Here is a 26,899-nt window from a genome sequence, read left to right on the forward strand (position 1 = left end):
GGCTCCTACACCTATCAGTCGACGGCCAACAACATCACCTCGGATGCCACCGACGTGTTCGTCTACACCATCAAGGACGGCGACGGCGACCTGTCGACGACGACACTGACCATCAACGTCGCCGACGTCAACACTGCACCGATTGTCGCGGACACTCATAACTGGATGTCCAGCGACCCGGGGCAGCAAGTATTGGGCACGCCAACCTTTCCCAATGGATATCCCTTGCTGGTCACGGTCCCGTCGGATGCCGATGGTGACAACCTCATCGTCACCGCTACAGGAACGATCCCTGCCGGAACATTCTACTTCGACGGCGTGAACTATGTCGCCCTGACCACTGGAACCGTCCTCTATAATCCATCCGCTGGAATTAACCTTCTAGACGACCTGGTTTACAAGCCGACAACGACGGTAACCGATACAGTCGACAAGAGCCTGTCGCTAGATGTCTATGACGGTACTATCCATGTCACGCAGACGGTCGGCATCCACGAAGTGCCGCCAACCAGCCTGCCCAGTGACACGTCACAGATTGGCAATGGAAGCAGCCCGCTTACGTCGGGAAATGACCAGATAACGACGCTGACTCTGTCCCAAGCCACGGTAAACGCCATAGCAGCCGATCCTCATGGCGCGACAGTGGTGGTCTATACCGACTTCCAGGAGAGTCCATTCGCGACGCCCATTCCTTTGTCGGAACGGAATCCCGGCGCGTTCGGAGACGCCAGTGCGGGGTCTCACCGCGAACAGGAGGTCCAGGTCGAAATAATCATAGGGGCCAATCACTTTGCGGTTGTCGAAGATGACCTGACCGCCGGAACATTCGAGCAGAGCTGGTTTTTCGATGCGACTACGGGGTTGATGAAAGCCACCGTCGACTACGATCACATTTTCTTGCTCGACGCCGCCGGCAACGCCACCGCTACAACGCTCGCGAGCTACTTGATCGCACACCCACCGACAGCCGGCGATTCTTGGACATTGTCCTATTTCGACAACAATGGCGGCAACTATCAGGCTCGCAACGTCAGCTTCTCCTTCTTCTCGCATGACCCCGGTGATCCCGGCATCACAGTGAATGGAAACGCAACGCTGGGCGACCAGATCTATGGAACGTCAGGGATTGATCATTTGTCCGGTGGCGGCGGAAATGACACGATCGTCGGACGGGGTGGCAGTGATTTCCTGACCGGCGGAGGCGGCAACGACACGTTCTTGATCGGAACGGGCGATTCGACACCCGTCATCGGAGGGTCGGGCAATGCCGGTACGATCTCGGGCTACGACATCATCACCGACTTCGTCGCCGGCACCGACAAGCTGACCCTGCCGGGTGCGCTGGTGGCTGCCACAGCCGGCCTCGTCGACGGCGCAGGTGACTCGGTCTTGACGATCGGTGGAGATACTGTTGAATCTCATTTCGTCACGAATGGCATCGCCAGTTTCTTCGGAACCGATGCCGGCGCCTCGCCCTTGGCTATCACCACAACGTCAGGCGTTGCCGCGGCTGTCCAGTATCTTATGGGCACAGACATCGGCAACGCTGGGGCGACGCTCGCATTCACGGCAACGATTTCAGGGGTAAACCACACCTACGTCTATACTCAGACAACCACGAATGCCGGCGTGGGAGCATTGGTCGACCTGCAGAATGTCACGGTTACGAACCTGAACACCCTCATCGGAGGGTCGATCGATCCCATCATTCTCGACCTGAATCACAATGGCTTTGCCTTCTCCGATGTCAGCCACGGTGTTCAGTTCGACATGAACGGCGATGGCACCAAGGAACAGATCGCCTGGAACACATCGAATGATGGCATGTTGGCGGTCGACCTCAACCATGACGGCAAGATCGACGATGGCACGGAACTGTTCACGCCGAACTTCGACGGCGGCCACTTCGCCAGCGGCGCGGCCGCTTTGGCATCGCTCGACAGCAATCATGACGGCGTCATCGATCACAACGACGCGGCGTTCAGCAGCCTGCTGATCTGGAAGGACGCCAATGCCAACGGCACCAGCGACGCCGGGGAATTGTCGCACCTCGCCGACAACGGTATTGTCTCCATCAGCACGGCAGCGCAGCCGGCTGTCGGCGAAATCGACGGGCAGACCGTGACCGGCAACGGCACTTTCCAGATGGCCGACGGCACAAGCGGCAACTATGTCGAGGTGGAACTTGATACTTCGCTGGTTGCCCCGGCGCAGCAGTCGATGGCCATCGACGGCACTTCGGGAGCCGACACGTTCAAGATCGACAATCTGAACATCAAGGATCTGATCGCCGACTACCATGGCGCCGAGGGCGATAAGATCGATCTGACCGCTCTGTTCGACAAAGCCGCCGCGGGCAATATCGCCGACTACGTGCATTACAACAGCGCGACCAGCACGGTAAGCGTCGACACCAGCGGCTCAGGCAACGCGGCAAACTTCGTGGATGTGGCTGTACTGCAGAACGCGCCCGCGGCCGGCACCATCAACATCCTCTATGACGACGCAACACACACGCAGCACAATGTCACGATTTAACGCTTCTGCGCGCTCGTGCTCCCATGCTATGCATTAGCGGGACATGAAATGGCAAATTGGAGAGGGGCTTACATGAGAATTCGTTCAAGGTTGCTGATTTCGGCCACGGCGCTGCTGTTGGCAGGATCGACCGGCTTTGCCGCCGACATCATCGAGGGACCCGTGGCCGATTATTGCCGCACCGTCGGCACTTCCAACCTCGTGCTGACCGACAACACGGTCGACCTCACGAAACAGGTCGTCAAGCTGATGGATGAGTCGGTTGCCGTCGCCAACAGCCCGGAATGGATCCATTCATCCCGGCCGGTCTTCGTCTGGGCATCGGAAGCCAAGGTCGCCTGCGGCATGGCTTACGGCTACCTGAAGACCAACTACAAGGACGAAGACACGCTCAATAAATGCGAGTGTTTTCACGACCGCATGGTCGAGTACATGAACTGACCGCAAGAGCGAAAGCGCTGGCAGAAAATGGAATCTGACCGGCAGGTTCACCGCCTGCGGACATGGGTGGTCGCTTGCGCGCTGGCGCTATCGCTGCTCGGCTGCCAATCCAAAGGCTCGGTGTCGGACGCGCTCGACCCCGCTGCCATCCAGGTCGCCAGTCAGCCGGCTGCTGTTGTTGCTGTGGCAAACGCAAGCCAGGCGACGCAGTCCCTCGGCACGGGACCCACGAAAGTCGCCATGCTGCTGCCGCTGTCCGCTTCCGGATCAGCGGGCGAAAACGGCAAAAAGATGCTCGACGCCGCCAAGCTCGCCATGACGGACCTCGGTAATCCCCTGCTGACGCTTACCGTCGAGGACACAAGGGGAGACGCGGCTTACTCCCAGCAACTGGCGGTAAAGGCCATAACTTCGGGAGCGAAAGTGGTCATCGGTCCGACCGAACTGCCGGCAGCGCAGCATGTCGCGAAACTGTCGGGCTCGAACCGGCCGGTGGTTCTGGCTCTCGCGGACAATTTTGCCGGCGGCCCGGGCGTCTATGCGGTATGCCTTGGCGAGGCGGACAGCGCCGCGGCGGGCGCCGGCGCAATCGCGGCCAAGGGCGGCAAGAAATTCGTCCTGCTGGTGCCAGCGGGCGCGGGTGCCGATATTGCCGAAAAACACGTCGCCAACAGCCTCAGCGTGTACGGCGCCGCACTTGCGATCACCATCCCCTACACGAGCGCCGACAGCGCGGCAAAGGCGGTCGCGGACATGGGCTCGCTGGTTGACGCCCCCGACGCCGTGATCGTCGCCAGCGGCGACAGCAATCCATCGCCAATCCTGATCGCCCTGAAGGCAAAAGGCATCCCTGGAAAATCAACCTCCGTGGTTGGCACGAACCGCTGGCTGGAGCACCCGACCAGTCCGCTTTTCGAAGGCGCCTATATCGCCACGCTCGACCAACATGAAACAGGCCCCATTTCGGATCGTTTCAAGGCAAGCTTCAATTACCAGGCCGACGTCAATGTCGCTTATGCCTATGATATGGTCGCGCTGACCGCGGGCATCGCAAGCGCTGCCGGACCCAACGGTTTCAGTAGGCAGGTTTTCGAGAACCCGAATGGCTTTCGCGGATCGACCGGCTTGTTCAGGTTCCGCGCGGATGGATCCAGCGAACGCTCGATGCCGTTTTACCGGATAGAAAAAGGTGCGCTCAAACTGGTTGCCAAATCGACGTCCAGCTTCTAGCGAATTGGGCGCGGGCGGCCCGATGGGAGATCGGGGGCGCGTTCGCATCATGATCGCGCTCGCAGGCCTCGAGCTTCTCATCGGCATCCTGCTGCTGGTCAAGGCAGCGACCCTGTTCCCCGTCGAACGAAGCCTCACCGACCCAGCACCTGACGTCGGCGATGACGTCGCGCGACATCCGGCTCGATCGATCGTCAACTCAGCCCGCAAGATTGCCGAGGATCTCATCGCACCGCCGCAGATCGAGGGATCGGAGATGGAGCGGGTGGAACCTCGTTTGCCGCTTGGCGACCTCGGCCTCGCATCACGCCCCAAGTCATCGATGCCCAGGGATTGGCGGGAAACATTGCTTTACGATCCAGTGGCCACGTCGTCGGCTGGTTTCGACTCCATGGGGCGGAAACTGTTCATCAGTGGAACCCAGGGCGTCCAGACCGACAGGGTCTGCCTGTTTCACGAGAGCGCGTGGCCATGCGGACAGCGAGCCTACGCGGCTTTCAACAACTGGATGCGCGGGCGAGCGCTGAACTGCTTCGTGCCTCCGGTGGTCGACCGCTTCCCTGTCGCGGTGACATGCAGGCTGGGCAAACAGGATGTCGGTGCCTGGCTGGTATCGAATGGCTGGGCGCTGGCCTTGCCGAGCGGCATCTATGGCAAGGCCGAAGCAACAGCCAGGGCGGCGGAGATGGGAATCTTTGGCCCGCCATAGGCGACAGCACCGGATTCGCCACAAAGGGCAGCATCCTCCGTTCAGAAGCTTGGCGATCTAACCCGACGTGTCAAATTGTATTGTTCTTCGAAACCGAAATCGTAACTTGCCGGTCTTATGCTTGGCGATCGAACGGAGATCGACGATGAGCAATGCAGCAGCTGATGTCCCGGCCCATCATGAATGGAAGACCATTGCCTGGCTGGCATTTCTTGGAACCGTCGGCAGCCTGTGCGTGTCCCTCGTCCTGAACTATCTGCTGTTGTTCAGCGAGACGCTGACGCCTTTCGGGCGCGGCATGATCACGGCAACACTTTTGCCTGTGGTGATCTGCTTGCCGCTGTTTGTGTTCATAGGCCTGAAACTGGCCGAGATCCGTCGCTATCGGCGGGAACTCAACCGGGCCGCGACCTTCGATACGCTGACCGGTTGCCTGAACGGGAGGGTCTTCTCGTCGCTGATCGAGAGACGGGCGATCAGGTCTTCCCCACAAGGCGAGCGATCGGGCGCGTTCCTGGTCATTCATCCTGAACACCTGAACGCCATCAACTTGCGCTTCGGCCTGAACTGGGGCGACGAGGCCTTGCGCCTGATCGCTTCAACCATCCGGTCTTGCGTGCGCTCGCAAGACATCGTCGGCCGCATAGGTGCCTCCATGTTCGGTGTATTCCTTCCCGGAACGAGCGAGGCCGAAGCCAGGACGGTTGGCGAGCGTATCCGTGCCACTGTCTCGCAGGTCTATTTCGCCCCTCAGGGAGCCGAGGAGATCCTGGCCGTGTCCGTCGGGGGCGTGGTTTTCGAGCAGGACCTGGACTTCGAGGACATGTTCCGGCCTGCCGAAGAGAGCTTGTCGGGCAAAAGCGGTTTTGGACTGTCGCGTATTCAACGCGCTTCAATCTGACGAGCCGGCACCATTCTATCGCCAATAGGCGGAAGGCGTGCCCTGCCCGGCAAATGGGCGGGCACGCCTTGGGATCCCCTCGTGATCGCGAGACGGGCTCGTTGCTTTTCGAAGCCGGCTTATGCAATCGTGGCCATGGACGCCAGCCTGCCGCTTACACCGGCATGCCACCTGACCAAGATCTCCGGACCCGACCTCGATGGCTGGTGTATCGACGGAACAGAATGAAATTTTACTCAGCCGCCGAGCGGATTGCCTTTATCGCCACGCTCATTGCGGTCTTGGTGCTCGCGTTGCTGCCGATATCTCGCCTCGACGAATTCGGCATCGATATCGGCTTCCACTACGACAAGGCCAACCATGCGAGCGCCTTCGCGATCCTGGCGTTTCTGGGAAGTCTGGGCTGGCCGGGCCGCAAGACGAGGCTGATCATCTTCCTCGCCCTGGTTGGAGCCGCGATCGAAATCCTCCAGGGCACGTCGCTGATAGAGCGTGATCTCGACGTGTTCGACTGGATCGCCGATTGCGTCGGCATGGCTTGCGGACTTCTGGCGGCAATCTGCGCGAACTGGATTTCGCGACGCGTGCATTGAGATAGCCAAATCAGCAAGTTGCCGCTGAAGGTGAAGGTCTACCGCGAACTGCGCGATCGCGAGCGGGATCGTCGTGTGCCTGTGCTGAAAATGGGCCCGCTCTATTTCCTCTGGGCCTCGGCCAAACACCGGTCTCACGGACACGATCAGAAAACCTAAGCGGTCCGCCGATGGCTGCCGGACGCTCCACCTCGCGGTGGCGGTCGGACGCGTCAACTCGCCTCGCGCATCGCCTCTGCCGCCTGCAAATCAACAGAGACAAGCTGGCTGACGCCCTGCTCGGCCATGGTCACGCCGAACAGCCGGTCCATGCGGGCCATGGTGATGGGATTGTGGGTGATGATGACGAAACGCGTCTCGGTGGTCTTGGCCATCTCGTCCATGAGATTGCAGAAGCGCTCGACATTGTGATCGTCGAGCGGCGCATCGACTTCGTCGAGCACGCAGATCGGTGCCGGGTTGGTCAGGAAGACAGCGAAGATCAGCGACATCGCCGTCAGCGCCTGCTCGCCGCCAGACAGCAGCGTCATGGTCTGCGGCTTCTTGCCGGGCGGTCGGGCAAGAATCTCCAGGCCCGCCTCCAGCGGATCCTCGGATTCGATCAACTGCAATTCCGCCGTGCCGCCACCGAACAGATGCGAGAACAGTCGCTGAAAGTGGCTGTTGACGACATCGAAGGCGGCCAGCAGCCGTTCGCGGCCTTCACGATTGAGGCTCTGGATCGCTTGCCTGAGCTTGCGGATCGCTTCGATAATGTCCTCGCGCTCGGAAACGATCGCCTCCAGGCGCTCGGAAAGCTCCCTCTGCTCTTCCTCGGCACGCAGATTGACGGCGCCGAGCCGTTCGCGCTCGACCTTTAGCCGATCCAACTGGCGTTCGATCTCGGGCATTTCGGGCATCGGATCGTCGGCTTCCAGGCCGGTGTGGCGGATGACCAGATGCGGCGGCGTGTTCAACGTTTCCTGGATGCGCGCCTCGACCTCCAGCCGGCGTTCGTCGGCCGCCGTCAGCCGTTCTTCGGCGCGGGCGCGGGTTTCGCGCGCTTCGGCCAGCGACTGGATGGCTGATGTGGCTGCCTTGTCCAGTTCGGCCTGCCTGTTCTCCGCCTCCTGCAACCGGTCGGCGGCCGCCTTGCGCAAGCTTTCGGCCTCGGTGAGTTGCGACAGCAGCGCACGCCGCTTGGCGTCGATCTCGTCGGGCGCATCGGCCAGCCGTTCGCGCTCGGCCTCGGCCTCTGCCTTGCGTTCGGCGAGCGATGCGATCTGCGTCGAGGCGTTTTCGGCGCGCACCAGCCAGTTGCTGCGTTCGGCACCGATGGCATCAAGCCGGCGTGTGCGTGCCTCGGCTTCTCGCCGCAAGCCCTCATGGACGGCGCGCGCGTCGGCAAGGGCGGCGCGGTCGCGCGAGACATTGGCCGAGGACTGTTCGAGCTGCAATTGCAGGTCGCCGAGGTCGGGCGCATCCTGCAGCAGCATCTCGGCCTCGACGAAAGCCGCTGACGTCTCCTCATGGCTGTCGACGATGCGGGCGCGCGCCTCGTCCAGCGCGGCACGCCGGCTCGATAGTTCACCGCCGGCCTTTTCCGCCTCGGCCAGCGCATTGCGGGCGGCGTCCAGCCGGTGCTGGGCCTCACGTCCCGCCTGGCGCGTGTTGCGTTCGGCTTCGCTTGCCTGGCGGAGCGCCTGCTCGGCCTGCGCTAGCGCTTCCTCGGCCTGGCGCAGCACAAGCGTCGCCTGCACCGCTTCGGCATCGAGTTCGGCAAGCCGGTTCTTCTGTGCCAGCCTTTGTGCCGCGGCGGTCGGCGCATCGGCGCTGGCGGTCAGGCCGTCCCAGCGCCACAGCGCACCCTGGCGGCTAACCAGGCGCTGGCCTGGAGCCAGAAACCCCTGCAACCGGCGGCCGTCAGCGGCCTCGACGATACCGATCTGCGCAAGACGTCGGGCTAGTTGCGCCGGCGCGCGAACCACGCTGGCAAGGCTCTTGATCCCTTCCGGAAGCGCGGCATCACCGGGCTGGATTTCGCTTTCGCCCCAATGCGCCGGTGCACTGCGGTCGAGCGGCACGTCGAGGTCTTCGCCAAGGGCGGCCCCCAGTGCCGTCTCGAAGCCGCGCTCGACGCTGATCTGCTCCAGCACCGAAGGGAAGAGATCGCCGCTGGCCGCGTTCAGGATCTTGGCCAGCGTGCGCGCTTCGGTTTCGATCCGCGCCAGCTCCGCCTTGGCGTCCTGAAGCGGCGGGCGGGCAGCGCTTTCAGCGCCACGGCCGTCGATGACCGACTGTTCAGCCTGCTCCACCGCTGCCTCGGACTCCTCCAGCAATGCCATCGCCTGCTCGACCAGTACCTGCTTCTCGGCCGGATCCGGCAAGCCGGCGACCTTGGAGAGGATGTCCGACAATTCGCGGTCGACGTCGGCGAGTTGGCGGGCGAAGCGGTCGCGACGCTCCGCGGTTTCGCGCAAAGTCCGTTCGATCTGGTGGCGCGAGGCGGCGGCCTCGGCGCGCTCGGCGGTCAGCGCGGCAAGTTTGGCTTCGCTTTGCGCAAGCGTCGAGGCGGCCTGTTCGAATACAGCGCGGGTGGTGGCCTCACGCTCGGCGGCACCGGCGTTTTCGGAGTTCAGCGTGGCCTCTTCCGCACGCAGGCGCTCGAGAACGTCGGCATTGTCGCGCACCATCCGCTCTTCGCGGGCAATGTCGCCGTCGAGCTGCTGCAGCCGACGTTCGAGTTCGGCCTGCCGGTTGCGGATACGGCCAGCTTCTTCCTCGATCTGCGACCTGGCGATCGACAGGCGCTGGAAAGCCGCGGCAGCCGCGGCTTCCGCGTCGCGCAGGTCAGGCAGGCGATGGGCGGAGATGCCTTGCTCCTTGGCCGCGTTCATCTGCGTGGCGGCGCGGTCGCCGACGAGCGCCGTTGCCGTGGCCAGCGCCGAACGCGCCTCGCCTTCCTGTGTCTTGGCCAGCGTCCAGCGCAGGTGCAAGAGCGTTGCTTCGGCCTTGCGGATGTCGGCCGACAGGTTCTTGAAGCGGGAAGCCTGGCGCGCCTGGCGCTTGAGGCTTTCGATCTGGCTTTCCAGCTCGCCCACGACATCGTCCAGGCGTTCGAGGTTCTGCTCGGCCGCCTTAAGCCGCAATTCCGCCTCGTGGCGACGGGTGTGCAGGCCGGAAATGCCGGCCGCTTCTTCGAGCAGGGCGCGACGGGCCTGCGGCTTGGCCTGGATCAGTTCGCCGATACGGCCTTGCCCGACCATCGAGGGCGAGCGCGCGCCGGTCGACTGGTCGGCGAACAGAAGCTGCACGTCCTTGGCGCGCGCTTCCTTGCCGTTGATGCGGTAGAGCGAGCCGGCCTCGCGCTCGATGCGGCGCGACACCTGCAGTTCGTCGGCATCGTTGAAGGCGGATGGAGCCGAGCGGTCGCTGTTGTCCAGGAAAAGCGTGACTTCGGCGGTGTTGCGGGCGGGACGGGTGCCCGAGCCGGAAAAGATGACGTCGTCCATGCCGGACGCGCGCATGTTCTTGTAGGAGCTTTCGCCCATCACCCAGCGCAGCGCCTCGACCAGGTTCGACTTGCCGCAGCCGTTCGGCCCGACAATGCCGGTCAGGCCGCGTTCGATGACGAACTCGCCGGGTTCGACGAAGGACTTGAAACCAAGGAGGCGGAGGCGCGAAAACTTCATTCGCGCGCCTCATACACCGGTTCGGGAAGAGTGTACCGAGGTTTTGCGATAGGACGCAGAGCGCGCGAACGGATAGAGAGGCAAGCAGCGCCGGAGCGCTGCCGCTTCAGCACTGAGCCGATGTCAGAGCAGAGGGTCGATGATGGCCGACATTTCCTCAATCGACATCGCCCCTTTGTAGGTCTTACCGTTGATGAAGAAGGTCGGCGTCGAGTCGACCTTGAATTCATTGGCGCCACGCTTCTGAACCGATCTCACATCGTCCAGAAGTTTCTGGTCCGTCAAGCAGGCCTCGAAGGACTCCTGTGTAAAACCGGCAAGCTTGGAAATTTGCAGCAGCGCTTCCTTGGTGTTCGACACGCCGACCCAGTTCGCCTGCTGCCTGAACAGCACGTCGACCATCGGGAAATAGTTATCCTTGGCGCAACGCGCCAGCATGAAACCGGCTTCGGCGCTCGGATCGAATGGGAATTCGCGCAGGATGTAGCGCGCCTTGCCGGTATCGATGTACTTGGTCTTCAAATCCGGAAAGGTGGTCTCGGCGAAATGCGCGCAGTGCGGGCAGGTCATCGAGGCGTATTCGACGATGGTGACCTTGGCGTCATCCTTGCCGAGCTGCTTGTCGGGCAGCGCGCCCGGCTTCATCAGTTCGGTCATGTCGACGGTGCCCTGCGCTTCCGGTACCTGGACCGCGGCGGGCGTGGCCGGCTTTGCGGGCGTTGCCGGATTCGCGGGTTTGACATCCGCGGCCTTCGCCTCTTCGCCGGAATCACTGCAGGCGGCGAGCAGGGCCACCGCCGGGATGGCGGCCAGCGATGTCAGGACGTTTCTGCGAGAGAAGCTTTGGCCAAACGGGGGACGGCTCATACGAATCACCTGATAAGGGTTGGATTTTGCAATGCAAAGGCACGAAAAGGCGAGAGTTGGCGCGAATTAAGGCATCCCTGTCCCCAATCCAATCGTGAAACCTGACAAGGGCGATCACGAATGCGCGAGATTAACGACAAACCTATGACCGTTTCCAATCAGAACCAAGGGGATCGTCTCCGTTTGGGCCGACCGGGGCAACTGTAACCGTTCCACTTCGCCCTTGGCCAGACGGCCTCGGAATAGTCCCCGGGGTCATTGCAGCCGTCTAGGCTTTCCTTGCGCCCAGAATGGTCGTCCCCAGCCGTTCCAGCGAGGCGCGCAGCCCGTCATCCTCTATAAGCCCGACAGTATCGGACAATTTCGCCTTTTCGGCCGCGCTCAACGCCCTGAGGGTGGGTTTGGGCCGGGCTCTTCCCGAGCTTATCGGCTTCTGCACGATCCTGATGCGGCCTATCGCCCTGAAACCCAGGAAGGCGTTCACCCGGTTGATGATCTCGCCGGTCTCGTGCTGCAGATGAAGCGCGGCCATGCCTTCGCAGGCGATGACCAGTACGGCCGGCTCGAACGGATCATCCTCGTGCAGGCGGCGCGGCCACTGGATCTTTTCGGGCCGCGAGTGGATGGCCAAGCGCGGTCCGGCAATCTCTTCCCACGACTGGACGAGACCGATCGAGATGCCTGCCCGCTTGCGCAGCACCGGGTCGAGGATGTCGGTGGCGAGATCGCTCACCGGAACGGGATTGCCGAAGCGCCTTTTCCCTGCCATGTGCGTTCTCCAGCCACGACCCAGCAGATACCGGCCAGGCCAACGCAAGATCAATGGCACCAGCAGACCAGACCCGCAAGGCCCAGACCAGCAAGGTCATCTCGGATGATACGGCGTCGCGCCTGCTCGCCTGGTATGACGCGCATCATCGCGAATTGCCGTGGCGCGTGACGCCGCGCGAGCACGCACGCGGTGTGCGGCCCGATCCCTACCGTATCTGGCTGTCGGAGGTGATGCTGCAGCAGACCACCGTGGAAGCGGTGAAATCGTACTTCCTCGCCTTTGTCGAGAAATGGCCCGATGTCGAAGCGCTGGCCGCGGCGCCGACGGAGGATGTGATGAAAGCCTGGGCGGGGCTCGGTTATTACTCCCGCGCCCGCAACCTCAAGGCCTGCGCGGATCTGGTGGCGGCGCGCGGCGGCCGGTTTCCGGACACCGAGATCGGACTTCGAGAATTGCCGGGGATCGGCGCCTATACATCGGCGGCAATAACGGCCATCGCCTTCGACCGCCACGCCGCCGTCGTCGACGGCAATGTCGAACGCGTCATCTCACGGCTGTTTTCGATCACGACGCCGCTCAGCGAAGCCAAGGCCGAGATACGGGTCCATGTCGAGTGCATGGTGCCGGCGACAAGGCCCGGCGACTTCGCCCAGGCGATGATGGATCTCGGCGCCACGATATGCACGCCGCGCCGGCCGCGCTGCATGCTGTGCCCGCTGCGCGAGGACTGCAGCGCCGTTGTTTCAGGAGATCCCGAAAATTTCCCGGTGCGGCTGCCAAAGGCCGACAAACCGCTGCGGCGGGGGGCTGCTTTCGTTGCCATGCGTGACGACGGTGCCATTCTTTTGCGCAAGCGGCCAGAGAAAGGGCTGCTCGGCGGCATGACGGAAGTGCCGACCACCGCCTGGACGGCGCGGATGGACGGAGCCACCACAGAGGCGGCAGCGCCCTTTGCCGGCGACTGGCGGCGCGCCGGAACAATCGGGCATGTGTTTACCCATTTCGCGCTCGAGCTCGAAGTCTTTCGTGCCCACATCAAAGGTGATGCCCTGGCAGGGTATTTCTGGTCGCCCGCCCATGAGATTTCAGGCGAGGCGCTGCCCACCGTCATGAAAAAGGCAATCGAGGCTGCGATACCCGGCGCGACGAAAAAACCTCGCCATTGAGTGCAAAGAGGCCCCATGACTGAAATCCGCCACATCGTTTTCGACATCGGCAAGGTGCTGATCCATTACGATCCGAACATTCCCTTCAGCCGCCTCATTCCCGACGACGAAGAGAGAAAGTGGTTCTTCGACAATATCTGCACGCATGACTGGAACATAGAGCAGGATCGCGGCCGGACGTGGGAAGAGGCCGAAGCGCTGCTGATCGCGGAGCACCCCGAGCACGCCGAAAACATCCGCAATTTCCGTCGCCACTGGCACGAGATGGTACCGCATGCCTATGACGACAGTGTCGCCATCATGCTCGGCCTGATCGACAGCGGCCACGATGTGACGATGCTGACCAACTTTGCTTCCGACACGCTGGCCGAAGCGCGCGAGCGCTTCGATTTCCTCGATCGTCCGCGCGGCGTCACCATCTCGGGCGAGATCGGCAAGATCAAACCGGATCGTGGCATCTACGACCATCACGTGGCCGCGTTCGGCCTCGAGCCGTCGGCGACGCTGTTCATCGACGACAGCCAGAAAAATGTCGACGGCGCCAAGGCCGCCGGCTGGCAAGCGGTGCTGTTCACCGATGCCAGCACGCTTAAAGCAGACCTTGAGCGATTGGGGATCAGAGTGTGATCTCCATCGCTTGCGGCGATCCGGTGAGACTTTGAATCAACGAATATGAGGCAGGCTGCAGGGGGTCAGCCCCCTGCCCGTTCCATGCCAAGCCGGGCGATGCGGCGCAGTTCGTCGATGGGGGTAAGCCCGCCGCTGCGCTCATAATGCCAGAAGGTCCAGCCGTTGCAGGCGTCCAGTCCCTGCACCTCGGCGCCGATCTTGTGGATCGAGCCGGCGCTGTCGCCAATCGCGACGGTCCCATCGGCGCGAACCCTGGCGGCCCAGCGCTTCTTGGCGTCATAGAGCGTGGCGCCAGGCGTCATCAGCCCGGTGTCGATCAGGCTGACGAAGGCGACGCGCGGCTCCGCGCGCTTGCCGGTAAGCACGGTGAGATCCGCTTCGTCGAGTGGCCGCACGGCATCGATGCGCTCATTGGCGGCGTCGATATAGGCCTGCTCGCGCTCGATGCCGACGAAGTGACGGCCGAGGCGCTTGGCAACCGCGCCTGTCGTACCGGAGCCGAAGAACGGGTCGAGCACGACGTCCCCCGGCTTGGTCGACGCCATCATGATACGGGCAAGCAGCGCCTCGGGCTTTTGAGTCGGATGCAGCTTGTCGCCATTCTCATTCTTCAGGCGCTCGCCGCCGGTGCAGATCGGGAACAGCCAGTCGGAGCGCATCTGGATATCGTCGTTCGACGCCTTCAGCGCTTCGTAGTTGAAGGTGTAGCCCTTGCCCTTCTGGTCACGCGAAGCCCAGATCATCGTCTCATGCGCGTTCTGGAAGCGGCGGCCGCGAAAATTCGGCATCGGATTGGTCTTGCGCCAGACCACGTCGTTGAGAATCCAGAAGCCGAGATCCTGCATCTTGGCCCCGACGCGGAAGATGTTGTGATAGGAGCCAATGACCCAGATGGTGCCGTTGGGCTTCAGCACGCGGCGTGCCGCCAGCAGCCAGGCGCGGGTGAAAGCGTCATAGGCTTCGAAGCTCTCGAACTGGTCCCAGTCGTCGTCGACCGCATCGACCTTGGACTGGTCGGGACGGTGCAGGTCGCCGTCGAGCTGCAGATTGTAGGGCGGATCGGCAAAGATGACGTCGATCGACTTTTCCGGCAGGCGGTCGAGCGCCGCGACGCAGTCGCCTTTCAGGATCGTGTCCAGCCATTCGGATTGCTGGGGAGCGTGGGAGAGCTCGTCGAGAAGACGCACGGCTGACATTTTTACACCCAAGGCACGCGTTACTGTTTACTGCCCGTTATGGTTACCGATCAGCGTAAATATTCGGTGAAGCTTTATCGATGCCGTGGAGGAGTTTGCGAAGCCGTGTCCATTGGTGTATGCCGCGCCGCTTGAGCCCTGAGCGGCCATTCCTCCACCCTCCATCGTCCGGATCACCATGCCCCAGCCAGATCTTGTCATCTTCGATTGCGACGGCGTGCTCGTCGATTCCGAAATCATCGCCGCGCGGGTCGAAGCTGAACTGATAACCCTGGCCGGATACGAAATCTCGGCGGAGGAGATTGCCGAGACCTATGCCGGCCTGACCTTCAAGGACATCCTGATACGAATCGAGGAGAAGTCCAAAATCCCGTTCCAGGTGTCGCTGATCGACCGCGCCGAGGAACTGGTCGACCGCAAACTGCGCAGCGACGTGCGCGCCATCGAAGGCGTGCGCGAAGCGGTCGCCTCGGTCACGTCGCAACGCTGCATCTGCTCCAACTCACGTTCGGAGCGGATCGAGTTCATGCTGGAGAAGGTGCATCTGCTGCCGTTCTTCGCCGGGCGCATCTTCTCGGCGATGGAAACGCCGACCGGAAAGACCAAGCCGGCACCAGACGTGTTCCTGCATGCCGCCGAAAAGCTCGGCGTCAACCCGGCGAACACCTTCGTCATCGAGGATTCCGTGCACGGCGTCACCGGCGCCAAGGCCGCCGGCATGCGCGTGATCGGCTTTACGGGCGCCAGCCACAGCTATCCCGGCCATGCCGACGCCTTGACAGAGGCCGGTGCCGAGACGGTGATCCGCCGCTGGGCGGAACTGAAGAGTGTCATTGCCGCTCTGTCGGAGTGGTCGGCGGATGCCTGAGATGCGTGCGTCCGGCTGGAGGCACGCCAGGCCGACAGCCGCCTAGTTCGTCGCGGCCGTCTTCTTCCTGTGGGTCTTCTTCCTCGGCTTGTCGGTCGTCGCCTTCGGCGCGGTTTCGTCGTAACCGGCATAGGCTTGATAGTCCTGCGCCGTCGGCGCCGGTACGACCACATTGGAATCGGTGAAGACAAACTGGGTCGCGACCGAGGGATCGGTCACCTGAACCTGATACTGGTGGATCTGCGAATAAAGCACGTCGGTGCCATGCATGACCGCGGTGCGGATCGGCATGGTGATGGTGCCGGGCGTGAATTTCGGTCCTGGCACGATCTTGCCGGCAACCGCGATCTTCATCGTCAGTTGTCCGTCGGCACGGCTGCAATCGCGGGTCACGTCGCTGATCGACGCCTGATAAATAATCCTCGCCGAATCGTCGGGCGGCGTAGCAGCAGCGGCGTCAGCGGCGGCCTGGGCCGCGGCATCCGCAGCGGCATCGCCGGTCTTCTTGAGCTTCGGCTTGGGCTTCTGCACCTCGTTGACATAGGTATTGAAGAAGGCCGTGCCGTCGCGCACCGTCACCCTTGGGCAATAGGCGTTCAGCTGGCTGGCCAGCACCTTGGGGTCCTGCGGCGGGGGTGGCGCCGTCGGATCCTTCTTGCCGAAACCGAGGTTCAGGATGCCATTGTCGCCTGATTGGCAGCCTGCGGCGGCAAGCATAAAGCCGGTGAGCGCAAGACCCGCCAAAAAGCGACCACTTGATATACGAAACGCCATGAAACTGCACTTCCCTCTCGCAAAGCTGGTGACGTATATCAACCGCGCGGCAAAAATGCGACTAGAGCCGGTGCAGAAATTAACCACCTTGTGGTGAACGGAAAAACAGGCGGCAAACGGATCTGTGACATGCATTATGTGAGCACCCGCGGTGAAGCGCCCGCGCTTGGATTTTCCGACGCCGTCCTGGCGGGCCTGGCGCGCGATGGCGGCCTCTACGTGCCGCGCGAATGGCCGCATTTCTCGCCATCTGAGATCCGAGCCATGCGCGGCCTCGCCTATGCCGACCTGGCCATACGCGTGCTGATGCCGTTCCTGGGCGGCGAGATCGCCGCGCCGGTCTTCGAGCGCCTGGTCCGCGAAGCCTATGCCACCTTCCGCCATGAGGCCGTCTGCCCGCTGGTGCAGACCGGCGCCAACACTTTTGTCCTCGAACTCTTTCATGGGCCGACACTGGCGTTCAAGGACGTGGCGATGCAGTTGCTTGCCCGGCTGATGGACCATGTGCTTGCCGAACGCGACCAGCACGCCACCATCGTCGGCGCCACGTCGGGCGATACCGGTGGCGCGGCCATAGACGCCTTTGCCGGGCGCAGCCGCACCGACATCTTCATCCTTTTTCCGCATGGTCGCGTCTCGCCGGTGCAGCAGCGGCAGATGACGACGTCGAAGGCTGAAAATGTCCATGCGCTGGCGATCGAGGGCAATTTCGACGACTGTCAGGGCCTGCTGAAGGACATGTTCAACGATCACGGCTTCCGCGACCAGGTGTCGCTGTCGGGGGTCAATTCGATCAACTGGGCACGCATCATGGCCCAGATCGTCTATTATTTCTCCTCGGCATTGTCGCTCGGCGCGCCGGACAGGCCGGTCTCGTTCACCGTGCCGACCGGGAATTTCGGCGATATCTTCGCCGGCTACGCCGCCAAGAAGATGGGCCTGCCGATCGACCGGCTGGTCATCGCCACCAACGACAACGACATATTGGCACGCACCTTCGCGACCGGCGAATACCGGACCAAAGGGGTCTTTGCGACCACCTCGCCGTCGATGGACATCCAGGTTTCGTCGAACTTCGAACGTCTGCTTTTCGAGGCGTCAAACCGCGACGCCGCAACGGTGCGGCGCTACATGGCCGGCCTCAAACAATCGGGCGCCTTCACCATCGAAGCCGCGGAAATCGCCGGTATGCGAACCGAATTCGACGCCGGCCGCGCAGATATGGACGAGGTTGCCGCCACCATCCGCTCGACGCTGGCAAACAGCAACTATCTGCTCGATCCACATACGGCGGCAGCCATGCATGTGGCGGCGGCCAGGGCTGCGGGCGCCGTGCCGATGGTGGTGCTCGGCACCGCCCATCCGGCGAAATTCCCGGCCGCCGTCGAAGCCGCCAGCGGTGTCTCGCCCGCCCTGCCCGCATGGCTAGGGGGATTGATGACATTCGAGGAAAAATACACGGTACTTCCATCCGACCTCAAAATGGTGGAAGATTACGTCAGTCGCCGCGCGCGGGCGGCGCGTTAGGGAGTACGAGCCATATGGGTGTTGAGGTAAGCCGTCTGTCGAACGGCCTGACAGTCGCCACCGAAACCCTTCCAAGTATCGAATCGGTTGCCTTGGGTGCCTGGGTCAAGTCGGGTGCCCGCAATGAACGCGAAGACGAGCACGGCATGGCCCATCTGCTCGAGCACATGGCGTTCAAGGGGACGAAGCGGCGAAGCGCCTTCGAGATCGCCTCGGAAATCGAGGACGTCGGCGGCGAGATCAATGCGGCCACCAGCGTCGAGACCACATCCTACTACGCCAGGGTGCTCTCCGACGATGTGCCGCTGGCCGTCGATATCCTGTCCGACATCCTGCAGGAGTCCGAATTCGACCCGCAGGAACTTGAGCGCGAGCAGCACGTCATCCTGCAGGAGATCGGCGCCGCGCACGACACGCCCGACGACATCGTCTTCGACCGTTTCACCGAGACGGCCTTTCGCCACCAGACCATCGGCCGCTCGATCCTGGGTACGCCCGAAACGGTAAAATCCTTCACCTCCAAGCAGTTGCACGATTTCATAGAACGCCAGTATGGCGCCGAGCGCATGGTGATCGTGGCCGCAGGCGACATCAAGCACGACAAGTTCGTGCGCGAGGTCGAAAACCGGCTCGGCGGTTTCCGCAGCAAGGCCGACAGCACCATCCCGCAATACGCGCAATATGTCGGCGGCGACTTCCGCGAGGACCGCGACCTGATGGACGCGCAGATCGTGCTGGGCTTCGAGGGCCGCGCCTACCATGTGCGGGATTTCTACGCCTCGCAGGTGCTGTCGATGATCCTCGGCGGCGGCATGTCATCGCGCCTGTTCCAGGAGGTCCGCGAAAAACGCGGCCTCTGTTACTCGGTCTACGCCTTCCACTGGGGCTTTTCCGATACGGGCATATTCGGCGTTCACGCCGCGACGGGCCAAAGCGACATCGCCAAGCTGGTGCCTGTCATCATCGACGAGTTGCAGAAGGCCGGCGAGAGCATCCTGCAGGAAGAGCTCGACCGTGCGCGCGCCCAATATCGGGCCGGCCTGATCATGTCGGCCGAAAGCCCGGCCAGCCGCGCCTCGCAGATCGCGCGGCAACTACTCCTTTTCGGCAGGCCGATCGCGAAGGAAGAGCTGATGGAGCGCCTGGCGGCGCTGACGATCGAGCGCCTTACCGACCTGTCGTCGCGGATGTTCTCGACCAAGCCGACGCTTACCGCTGTCGGGCCCGTGGGTACGCTGGCACCATACGAGGCGATCCTCGATTCGCTTCCGGGCACGCAGACCACGGCCCGCAGGCTCGCCGTCTAAGTCCCAAGCGCCGTGTTCGCGCTCCCTTTCTTTCGCCGTGACCTGCCGGCACTGAAGGGCAACCTCGTCACGCTGCGCGTGCCGTTCACCAACGACTACCGCGAGTGGTCGGCGGTGCGCGGCGAAAGCCGGGCGTTCCTGGAGCCATGGGAGCCGCGCTGGACCCCGGACGAACTCGACCGCACGGCATGGCGCCTGCGCATCAGCCGCTATCGCGAGGACTACGCACAGGGAACCGCGATCGCCTTCTTCATCTTCGAGAAGTCGAGCGGCAAGCTCGCGGGCGGCATTACGCTCGGCAACATACGCCACGGCGTCTCGCAAAGCGGCCATGTCGGCTACTGGATCGGCGAGCGCTTCGGCGGCCGCGGCCTGATGACAGACGCGGTCAAGGTGGTGGCCCGCTTCGCCTTCGATACGCTGAGGTTGCACCGGATCGAAGCCGCCTGTATTCCCGACAATATCAGGTCGATCCGCGTGCTTGAAAAAGCCGGATTCCGGCGCGAAGGACTTCTGCGATCCTATCTCAGGATCAACGGCATCTGGCAGGATCACTACCTCTACGCCCGGATCGCCGACGATCCGCCGGGCGCTGGAACGAAGGACTGATTTTTGACGAATTCCCTGCGAAACGGGCCGCTGTTCGCCTTTCTTCTGGCGACGATGCTGACGCTGTGCGCGGCTTCGTCGGCCTTTGCCGTAGAACCGATCAAGATCGCCCGCGACGATGTCGCGCTCGATCTTTCGCGCGCCGTCGAAATCTACCGCAACCAGGGTGAGAACTTCCAGGTGTCGACCGCGCCCGGGCCGGACGGCATCGTGCGGCGGATCGAGGTCGAAGCCAACGATGCCCGCTCGACCGGCGACTGGGCTGTCTTCGCGCTCGCCAACACCACCGACCAGCAACTCGACCGGCTGATCGTGGCGCCGCACTTCCGGCTGGTCAATTCCGGCATCTTCTGGCCGGATCTGGGTTCTACGCGCATCGCCGCCATCACGCCCAGCGAAGGCTTCGCGCTCGACCGCCAGACCAGCCCCGACGCCGACGTGTTCCGGGTGACGCTGAACCCCGGCACGGTGATCACCTTCATCGCCGAACTCGCCTCGCCGAAGCTGCCGCAGGTCTACCTCTGGGATCCGGAATCCTACAAGGATTCGGTCAATTCCTACACGCTGTTTCGCGGCATCGTCATCGGTATCGCCGGCCTTCTGGCGCTGTTCCTGACCATCCTGTTCGTGGTCAAGGGGACGTCGATGTTCCCGGCGACGGCGGCCCTCGCCTGGGCGGTGCTTGCCTATATCTGTGTCGATTTCGGCTTCCTCAACAAGGTCATCGAGATCTCGCCAGGCAACGAGCAGATGTGGCGGGCCGGCACCGAGGTGGCGCTGGCAGCGACCTTCGTGGTGTTCCTGTTTGCCTATCTCAACCTCAACCGATGGCACGGCCATTTCAGCTACGGCGCCCTGGTCTGGATTCTGGGGCTGCTCTTGATCGCCGGCGTCGCAATCGTCGATCCGGCGGTCGCCGCCGGCATCGCCCGCATCTCGTTTGCCGCGACCGCACTGACCGGGCTCGGCTTGATCATCTTCCTCGGTATTCGTGGTTATGACCGAGCGATCATGCTGGTGCCCAGCTGGGTCATGGTGCTGTTGTGGTTATGCGGATCGTGGATGGCGATCACCGGCATGCTCGATAACGACATCGCCCAGCCGGCACTTGGCGGCGGCTTGATCCTGATCATCCTGCTGATCGGCTTCACCGTCATGCAGCACGCCTTTGCTGGCGGTGCGCTGCATCAGGGGCTGTTCTCCGACCTCGAGCGGCAGGCGCTGGCGGTCGCGGGATCGGGCGATACGGTGTGGGATTGGGACGTGCTGCGCGACCGCGTGGTGACCAAACCCGACGTCAGCATCCAGCTCGGCCTTGCGCCCAACAGCCTGGGGGGCGCCGCCCGCAACTGGCTGCCGGTGTTGCATGCCGACGACCGCGACACGTTCCGCACCACGCTCGACGTGGTGCTGGAACATCGCCGCGGCCGGGTGTCGCAGAATTTCCGCCTGCGTGGCGCCGATGGGCACTATCACTGGTTTGCCCTGCGCGCGCGACCCGTCATCGGATCGGACGGCGAGGTCATCCGCTGCGTCGGTACCATGGTCGACGTCACCGAACAGAAGAAATCCGAGGAACGGCTGCTGCACGACGCCGTGCACGACAATCTGACCGGCCTGCCGAACCGCGAATTGTTCATGAACCGGCTGGAGGCGATCATTTCGATCGCCCGCACCGAAGAGAAGGTGCGGCCGACCGTCTTCGTCATCGATATCGACCGCTTCAAGCAGGTCAATGACGGGCTCGGCATCTCGGCCGGCGACACCATCCTGCTCACCATAGCGCGCCGTCTGCACCGGCTGTTGAAGCCGAAGGATTCGCTGTCGCGCTTCGCCGGCGACCAGTTCGCCCTGATGCTTTTGTCCGAGCAGGACCCTGCCCGCATCGCCGGCGTGGCCGATGCGATCAAGCATGCGATCAACAATCCGATCACCTTTGCCAAGCGCGAGATCGTGCTGACCGCCTCGATCGGCCTGATCACCTGGACCTCGGCGCAAACCTCGGCCGAGGACATGGTCAAGGACGCCGAGCTCGCCATGCACCAGGCCAAGCGCTTCGGCGGCGACAGGATCGAGCCGTTCCGCCCGGCGTTCCGCACCGTCGGCACCGATCGCCTGCAGTTCGAATCCGATCTGCGGCGCGCCATCGAGCGGCGCGAATTCACGCTGGCCTACCAGCCGATCGTGCGGCTCGAGGATGGCAGCGTCGCCGGCTTCGAGGCCCTGCTGCGCTGGGACCATCCGCGCCGCGGCATGATCCCGCCGGCCGATTTCATCCCGGTCGCGGAAAGCTGCGGGCTGATCGTGCAACTTGGGCTGTTTGCCATGCAGCAGGCGGCCGAGGATCTGGCAGGATGGCAAAAGCAGATCGGCGACGCGCCGCTGTCGGTGTCGGTCAACTTGTCAAGCCGCCAGCTCATCCGCCGCGACCTGGTCAGCGACGTGCGTTCCGTGATCGCGCGCGCCAATTTGAAGCCGCGCTGCTTCCGGCTCGAACTGACCGAGTCGCTGGTCATGGACAACCCCGAGCAGACGGCCCATGTGCTGACCAAGCTCAAGCAGCTCGGCATCGGCCTGTCGCTGGACGATTTCGGCACCGGCTATTCATCGCTCGCCTATCTGACGCGGTTCCCGTTCGACACCATCAAGATCGACAAGAGCTTCGTCGACGACAGCACGCCAAAACGCGCGGTGTTGCTCAAATCCATGGTCAACATGGCGCATGAGCTCGGCCTTTCGGTGGTCGCTGAGGGCATATCGGACGAGCGCGATGCGCTGGAGCTGCGCCAGATGGGCTGCGAATATGTCCAGAGCTTCATGTTCGGCGCGCCGATGCCGGGCGACCAGGTGCTGAAGACGCTGAAGGAGCAGTATCCGCTCACGCAGGCCTAATGCCTGTCACCCGGAAGTGTCCTCGGTTCCGGAACAACGACATGCATCACTATTGTTGCGAGAGTCGCAGCGCATTGACCAATGCTGACAGCGCCGCTGGCTGAAGCTGACGACTGGGATAATACAGGAAAAAGCCTGCGATTGGCGGCGTCCATTCCTCCAGGACGCGGACAAGCCGTCGCTCCGCGATATACTCCGCGGCTTGCTCTTCATAGGCGAGACCGAGACCAACGCCGGCGAGCGCCGCCTCAATTACCAGGTGAGTATCGTCGATTATGAGCGAGCCGCTGGCGTTGATCGTGACCGACTTTCTCGCACGCTCGAACTCCCACCGAGATGGACCACCTGGAAGACGCAGGGCTATGCATTGATGATCCTTGAGATCCCTCGGCTTTTGGGGGATTCTTCGTGATGAGAAATAACCAGGCGATCCCACCACAGCCAGCCGCAACTCCGGCGTGACGCGTACCGCGATCAGGTCTTTCTGAATATATTCGCCGAGCTGGATACCGGCATCGAACTCGCCGGCAACGAGGTCTACAGGGCCTGTCGTGGTGACAACGTCGAGAACGATATCGGGGTAGGCCTGCGCGAATGCCGCGAGCCGTGGCAGCAGCACCATTACGGCGGCCGAGCGTGACATCACAATTCGAAGGCGCCCCGCAGGGCGCCGCCTGAGGCTTCGCGCTCCGTCAAGGGCAGCAGCGATTTGCTCAAGCGCCGGAGACAGGTCTTTCAAGAGAGCGGCCCCTGCGGCTGTTGGCGCGACGCTCTTCGTCGTTCGAGCCAAAAGCCGTAGCTCGAGCCGCTGCTCGAGCCCACGGATAGTGTGGCTCAGCGCAGATTGAGACACGCCTAGTTTTGCCGCGGCTCGTGTAAAGCTTCGTTCCCGGGCGACCATCGCGAACGCGGCGAGTTCGTTCAGTTCGCTTCTCATCATTCATGAGTATCACTCATGAGGCCTTGCTGTGCAACAGGCCTATCCTCATAGGTGACTCTATCCTAGCTTTGATCGGCAACGGCAGATTGAGGTACTCTATGATCGTAACATTCCGCAGCGATAACGTCCTCGGCTGCACCGCCGGCGCCTGGCGGGTCTGGTCGCTCTCGGACGGCTATATTGAGATGCCGGCGGACCTTCTGCGCGATCCGCGCGACAAACCGGTGCCGCAAGTCGCGCAGGCAGGGGCGCTCCGCCTGTCCGTCAATTGCTTTGCCCTCGCGGGTCCAGGCGTTGACGGCATTCTGATCGACAGTGGAGGAGGAGGCTGGGCCTCAACAACAGGACGCCTCGAGCAGACACTAGCCGAAGCCAGCATCGATCCTGCCTCGATCACGGTCTTGGCGCTCACCCATGCCCACCAGGATCATGTGTACGGGCTTTTGACGCCGGACGACCGGGTGCTCTTTCCGAATTTGAAGGCGATCGTAATCGCCGAGGAGGCTGTCGAGAGCTTTCTCGCCGAAACAGACCTTGCGCGGTTCAGATCCATGTTGAAGCCCGTGCGGAATGGCGACCAGGTGGCCAAGCGACTGCGAGCAGTTGCCCTGCCGGGTCATGCTCCCGGTCACATCGGCTACGCATTCGACACGGACGAGGCCCGCTTCCTGTTCTTCGGGGACATCGTTCATGTGCCGGCATTGCAGTTTGGCAATCCCGCGTTGAGTTGGGGTTATGACGACGACCAAGCGATCGCACGCGCAACGCGCCAGAAGGTTTTCCTCGACGCGGCCGAGGCTGGAACATGGATCGCCGGAGCGCACCTTGGCTGGCCGGGCATCGGCCGCGTGATGCGTGAGGACGGAGCGTACGGCTATGAGCCGGCATAGCGGATAACAAGCCGGACACGCGGTTTCGCCTGTTTACGCAATTCCAAGCCTGAACAGCTCTCGCGCATCGCCATGGGATGAGATTGCGCTAACGGCGCAGCGTTCCGGCTGCGCCTTACCTGGCGAAGGGACCCTGGCCGGCAAAGACGAGGCTCAAGCGTGCCCGGCGGCCAGGCTGAGATGGGCGAGATCGATGCCGATGGAGGCGAGAATCCGGTCGTATTTGCGTTCGATGTCGGCATCGAACAGCAATTCCGGCGTCGCCGGGCAGGTCAACCAGCCGTTCTCAGCGATCTCGGTTTCCAACTGGCCGGCGCCCCAGCCGGAGTAACCGAGCGCCATGAGCGCGCGGCGCGGCCCGCGCCCTGACGATATCGCCCGCAGTATGTCGACGGTCGCGGTCAGGCAGATGTCGTCGGAAACGGTGAGCGAGGAATCCACACGGTAGTCGCCCGAATGCAGGACGAAGCCCCGGCTGCGGTCGACAGGCCCGCCATTGCGCACGACGAAATCGCGCGCCTGTGCCGGCAGGCGGATCGCCTCCTGCTCGTTCATGATGCCAAGCTGTACCAGAAGGTCCGGGAACAGCATCTGCTGCGTCTGGTTGATGATCAGGCCCATCGCGCCTTCATCGCTATGGGCGCAGATGTAGATGACCGAGCGCGTGAAACGGTCGTCCTTCATACCAGGCATGGCAATCAGGAACTGATCGTCGAGAAAGCCGCGGCCGGCGGCTGTCTTTTTGTGGCGCAACAAATCCATGCCAGGGAAGGTAACGCGTTTCCCCGGCGCCGAAAAGATGCGCCGTAGCGGATTCGACCAAAGCTCATATTGCGAGTCCGGCCTTGGCTTGCCCGCAAAGGTCACGCAAATATGATATCAGCACGGCCATGAAATCATTGCGCGGCCACGAAGGGACGATCAAATCACCGCCATGCAAAGCTTGAAAATCCTGTTGCTCGGCGCCGCCATTGGATTGGCGGCCGCCCTCCCCGCCAGCGCCTCCTCATCCGCCTGGTACAACAGCGAAGGCGGCAAGGTGCGGCTGGTGACATCCGGCAAGCCGGACGACGCTGGCCGCATACACGGTGTTCTCGATATCGCGCTCAAACCCGGCTGGAAGACTTATTGGCGCGACCCGGGCGATGCAGGTGTGCCGCCGCAGCTCGACGTCTCGGCCAGCACCAATATAACCGATGCGACACTGTCTTTTCCCGCGCCGCAGCGCCACGATGATGGCTATGGCAAATGGGCCGGTTACAATTATCCGGTTTCCTTGCCCGTGACGTTCACGCTGGGGACGCCGAACCAGCCGGCGGTCATCGATGCCGACGTCTTTCTCGGCATTTGTGAATCCATCTGCATCCCCGTGCAGACACGGCTGAGCGTCGACCCCGCTTCCGATCCCGATAATGCCGACGACGCGGCGTTGGTGAAGGCGAGTTTCACCGCACTGCCGGCGGCGGCAAAGCCTGACTTCGGCATCAAGGTGCTGCCCGGCGATCACGAGACGCTGGTTGTCGAGGCAAGTTTTCCTGGCGATCCGCAAGCAGCGGATTTCTTCGTTGCCGGCGAGCGCGACTATATGTTCGGCACACCTTCCCGCTCGGAAAAGGACGGCAAGCTGATCTTCACCGTGCCGATCCTCGATCGCCCCTCGACGACGCCGACCGACGGCGGGCTTCACTACACGTTGACGAGTTCGGCGGGCGCGGTCGAAGGGTTGCTGCCTTTCCCTTGAAGACGCCGCGATGGTTGCAGGAAGCCGCTGAGTTCGCTACGCAAGCACGCGTCCTTCCCATCCCAAGCGAGGAATTCATGACCATCTCCGTTGGCGACAAGCTGCCCGAGGCGACCTTCAAGACCATGACCGCGGACGGCGCCAAGCCGATCACGTCGGCCGAGATTTTTCCGGGCAAGAAAGTGGTGCTGTTCGGCGTTCCCGGCGCCTTCACGCCGACCTGCAGCAACAACCACCTGCCCGGCTATCTCGAGAACCATGACGCGATCCTGGCGCGCGGCGTCGACACCATCGCCGTCGTTTCGGTCAACGACGTCCACGTCATGGGCGCCTGGGCGCGCTTCACCGGCGGCGAAGGCAAGATCCTGTTCCTCGCCGACGGCAATGGCGATTTCGCCAAGGCGGTCGGCCTCGACGCCGACTATTCCGGTGGCGGCATGGGCCTGCGCTCGAAGCGGTTTTCGATGATTATCGACGACGGCAAGGTTACCGCGCTCAATGTCGAGACCAAACCCGGCGTCGACGAGTCCGGCGCGGCTCATATTCTGGGCCAGCTCTGAACTTCGACGGCCAATCACGCGAGGCCGCAATGGCCGGCCTCGCGTGACAAGCAGCCGCGCTCCAGAATTGCCGGTTT

At 62.7% G+C, this 26,899-nt stretch carries 23 protein-coding genes; 16 read left to right on the forward strand and 7 right to left on the reverse strand.

Going from position 1 to position 26,899, the window contains the following annotated elements; translation table 11 throughout:
* The 6 genes from FJW04_RS14825 to FJW04_RS14850 all read left to right on the forward strand — a co-directional run.
* Nucleotides 1–2,538 (forward strand): type I secretion C-terminal target domain-containing protein (locus FJW04_RS14825; RefSeq protein ID WP_140714967.1); only part of this gene is annotated, 2,538 nt, incomplete at its 5' end.
* 72 nt (nucleotides 2,539–2,610) lie between these two features.
* On the forward strand, nucleotides 2,611–2,979 hold the full coding sequence (locus FJW04_RS14830; protein ID WP_140714969.1) for a hypothetical protein: 369 nt from the start codon (nucleotides 2,611–2,613) through the stop codon (nucleotides 2,977–2,979).
* Between the two features lie 27 nt (nucleotides 2,980–3,006).
* The gene (locus FJW04_RS14835) at nucleotides 3,007–4,209 is read left to right on the forward strand and encodes an ABC transporter substrate-binding protein (protein ID WP_140714971.1); all 1,203 of its coding nucleotides are present in this window, start codon (nucleotides 3,007–3,009) and stop codon (nucleotides 4,207–4,209) included.
* Nucleotides 4,210–4,258: 49 nt separating this feature from the next.
* Nucleotides 4,259–4,918 (forward strand): thermonuclease family protein, encoded by a 660-nt coding sequence (locus FJW04_RS14840; RefSeq protein WP_246673829.1) that lies wholly within the window; start codon nucleotides 4,259–4,261, stop codon nucleotides 4,916–4,918.
* A 121-nt stretch (nucleotides 4,919–5,039) separates the two neighbouring features.
* On the forward strand, nucleotides 5,040–5,819 hold the full coding sequence (locus FJW04_RS14845) for a GGDEF domain-containing protein (RefSeq protein WP_246673831.1): 780 nt from the start codon (nucleotides 5,040–5,042) through the stop codon (nucleotides 5,817–5,819).
* A gap of 224 nt (nucleotides 5,820–6,043) precedes the next feature.
* Nucleotides 6,044–6,412 carry a VanZ family protein gene (locus FJW04_RS14850; protein WP_140617270.1) on the forward strand — a complete coding sequence of 123 codons (369 nt, stop codon included), beginning with the start codon at nucleotides 6,044–6,046 and terminating at the stop codon, nucleotides 6,410–6,412.
* 212 nt (nucleotides 6,413–6,624) lie between these two features.
* Here the strand turns inward: FJW04_RS14850 and smc are convergent, their stop codons facing one another.
* The 3 genes from smc to FJW04_RS14865 all read right to left on the reverse strand — a co-directional run bounded on the left by smc (nucleotide 6,625) and on the right by FJW04_RS14865 (nucleotide 11,719).
* Nucleotides 6,625–10,083, reverse strand: a complete 3,459-nt coding sequence (smc, locus tag FJW04_RS14855) for a chromosome segregation protein SMC (protein WP_140714973.1) — start codon at nucleotides 10,081–10,083, stop codon at nucleotides 6,625–6,627.
* A 123-nt stretch (nucleotides 10,084–10,206) separates the two neighbouring features.
* Nucleotides 10,207–10,950 (reverse strand): DsbA family protein, encoded by a 744-nt coding sequence (locus tag FJW04_RS14860; protein ID WP_140617272.1) that lies wholly within the window; start codon nucleotides 10,948–10,950, stop codon nucleotides 10,207–10,209.
* A 268-nt stretch (nucleotides 10,951–11,218) separates the two neighbouring features.
* Entirely contained in the window at nucleotides 11,219–11,719 is a 501-nt protein-coding gene (locus FJW04_RS14865) for a DUF721 domain-containing protein (RefSeq protein WP_140714975.1), read from the reverse strand.
* A gap of 53 nt (nucleotides 11,720–11,772) precedes the next feature.
* On the opposite strand from FJW04_RS14865, the gene mutY reads away from it, so the two are divergent.
* Entirely contained in the window at nucleotides 11,773–12,888 is a 1,116-nt protein-coding gene (gene mutY, locus FJW04_RS14870) for an A/G-specific adenine glycosylase (protein WP_140714977.1), read from the forward strand.
* Nucleotides 12,889–12,903: 15 nt separating this feature from the next.
* Nucleotides 12,904–13,515 (forward strand): HAD family phosphatase, encoded by a 612-nt coding sequence (locus tag FJW04_RS14875; protein WP_140714979.1) that lies wholly within the window; start codon nucleotides 12,904–12,906, stop codon nucleotides 13,513–13,515.
* Between the two features lie 65 nt (nucleotides 13,516–13,580).
* Here FJW04_RS14875 and FJW04_RS14880 read toward each other — a convergent pair whose 3' ends face one another.
* Nucleotides 13,581–14,714 (reverse strand): site-specific DNA-methyltransferase, encoded by a 1,134-nt coding sequence (locus FJW04_RS14880; RefSeq protein WP_140714981.1) that lies wholly within the window; start codon nucleotides 14,712–14,714, stop codon nucleotides 13,581–13,583.
* 178 nt (nucleotides 14,715–14,892) lie between these two features.
* Here FJW04_RS14880 and FJW04_RS14885 point away from each other — a divergent pair, with 178 nt between their 5' ends.
* Nucleotides 14,893–15,582: an HAD family phosphatase gene (locus FJW04_RS14885; RefSeq protein ID WP_015318772.1), complete on the forward strand. Its 690-nt coding sequence runs from the start codon at nucleotides 14,893–14,895 to the stop codon at nucleotides 15,580–15,582.
* A gap of 42 nt (nucleotides 15,583–15,624) precedes the next feature.
* Here FJW04_RS14885 and FJW04_RS14890 read toward each other — a convergent pair whose 3' ends face one another.
* Nucleotides 15,625–16,356 (reverse strand): hypothetical protein, encoded by a 732-nt coding sequence (locus tag FJW04_RS14890; RefSeq protein WP_140661407.1) that lies wholly within the window; start codon nucleotides 16,354–16,356, stop codon nucleotides 15,625–15,627.
* A gap of 129 nt (nucleotides 16,357–16,485) precedes the next feature.
* On the opposite strand from FJW04_RS14890, the gene thrC reads away from it, so the two are divergent.
* Genes thrC through FJW04_RS14910 form a run of 4 tightly spaced genes read left to right on the forward strand, consistent with a single transcriptional unit; the run spans nucleotide 16,486 to nucleotide 22,691 of the window.
* Nucleotides 16,486–17,883: a threonine synthase gene (gene thrC, locus FJW04_RS14895; RefSeq protein ID WP_140714983.1), complete on the forward strand. Its 1,398-nt coding sequence runs from the start codon at nucleotides 16,486–16,488 to the stop codon at nucleotides 17,881–17,883.
* A 14-nt stretch (nucleotides 17,884–17,897) separates the two neighbouring features.
* Complete coding sequence (locus tag FJW04_RS14900) at nucleotides 17,898–19,190, forward strand: pitrilysin family protein (protein WP_140617280.1); 1,293 nt, start codon at nucleotides 17,898–17,900, stop codon at nucleotides 19,188–19,190.
* A gap of 12 nt (nucleotides 19,191–19,202) precedes the next feature.
* A complete protein-coding gene (locus FJW04_RS14905; protein ID WP_140661409.1) occupies nucleotides 19,203–19,799 on the forward strand; it encodes a GNAT family protein in 597 nt (198 codons plus the stop codon).
* A 3-nt stretch (nucleotides 19,800–19,802) separates the two neighbouring features.
* Complete coding sequence (locus tag FJW04_RS14910; protein ID WP_140617282.1) at nucleotides 19,803–22,691, forward strand: EAL domain-containing protein; 2,889 nt, start codon at nucleotides 19,803–19,805, stop codon at nucleotides 22,689–22,691.
* 49 nt (nucleotides 22,692–22,740) lie between these two features.
* On the opposite strand, the gene FJW04_RS14915 is transcribed toward FJW04_RS14910, so the two are convergent.
* A complete protein-coding gene (locus tag FJW04_RS14915; protein ID WP_140714985.1) occupies nucleotides 22,741–23,631 on the reverse strand; it encodes a LysR family transcriptional regulator in 891 nt (296 codons plus the stop codon).
* A 68-nt stretch (nucleotides 23,632–23,699) separates the two neighbouring features.
* On the opposite strand from FJW04_RS14915, the gene FJW04_RS14920 reads away from it, so the two are divergent.
* The gene (locus FJW04_RS14920; protein ID WP_181172944.1) at nucleotides 23,700–24,521 is read left to right on the forward strand and encodes an MBL fold metallo-hydrolase; all 822 of its coding nucleotides are present in this window, start codon (nucleotides 23,700–23,702) and stop codon (nucleotides 24,519–24,521) included.
* A gap of 153 nt (nucleotides 24,522–24,674) precedes the next feature.
* Here the strand turns inward: FJW04_RS14920 and FJW04_RS14925 are convergent, their stop codons facing one another.
* Entirely contained in the window at nucleotides 24,675–25,283 is a 609-nt protein-coding gene (locus tag FJW04_RS14925) for a YqgE/AlgH family protein (protein ID WP_015318780.1), read from the reverse strand.
* 172 nt (nucleotides 25,284–25,455) lie between these two features.
* Here FJW04_RS14925 and FJW04_RS14930 point away from each other — a divergent pair, with 172 nt between their 5' ends.
* On the forward strand, nucleotides 25,456–26,262 hold the full coding sequence (locus FJW04_RS14930) for a protein-disulfide reductase DsbD domain-containing protein (RefSeq protein ID WP_140617285.1): 807 nt from the start codon (nucleotides 25,456–25,458) through the stop codon (nucleotides 26,260–26,262).
* 77 nt (nucleotides 26,263–26,339) lie between these two features.
* Entirely contained in the window at nucleotides 26,340–26,822 is a 483-nt protein-coding gene (locus FJW04_RS14935; protein ID WP_015318782.1) for a peroxiredoxin, read from the forward strand.
* Nucleotides 26,823–26,899: the final 77 nt, after the last annotated feature.

This window comes from Mesorhizobium sp. B2-7-3, assembly GCF_006440715.1.
GTDB classification, from domain to species: Bacteria; Pseudomonadota; Alphaproteobacteria; order Rhizobiales; family Rhizobiaceae; genus Mesorhizobium; species Mesorhizobium australicum.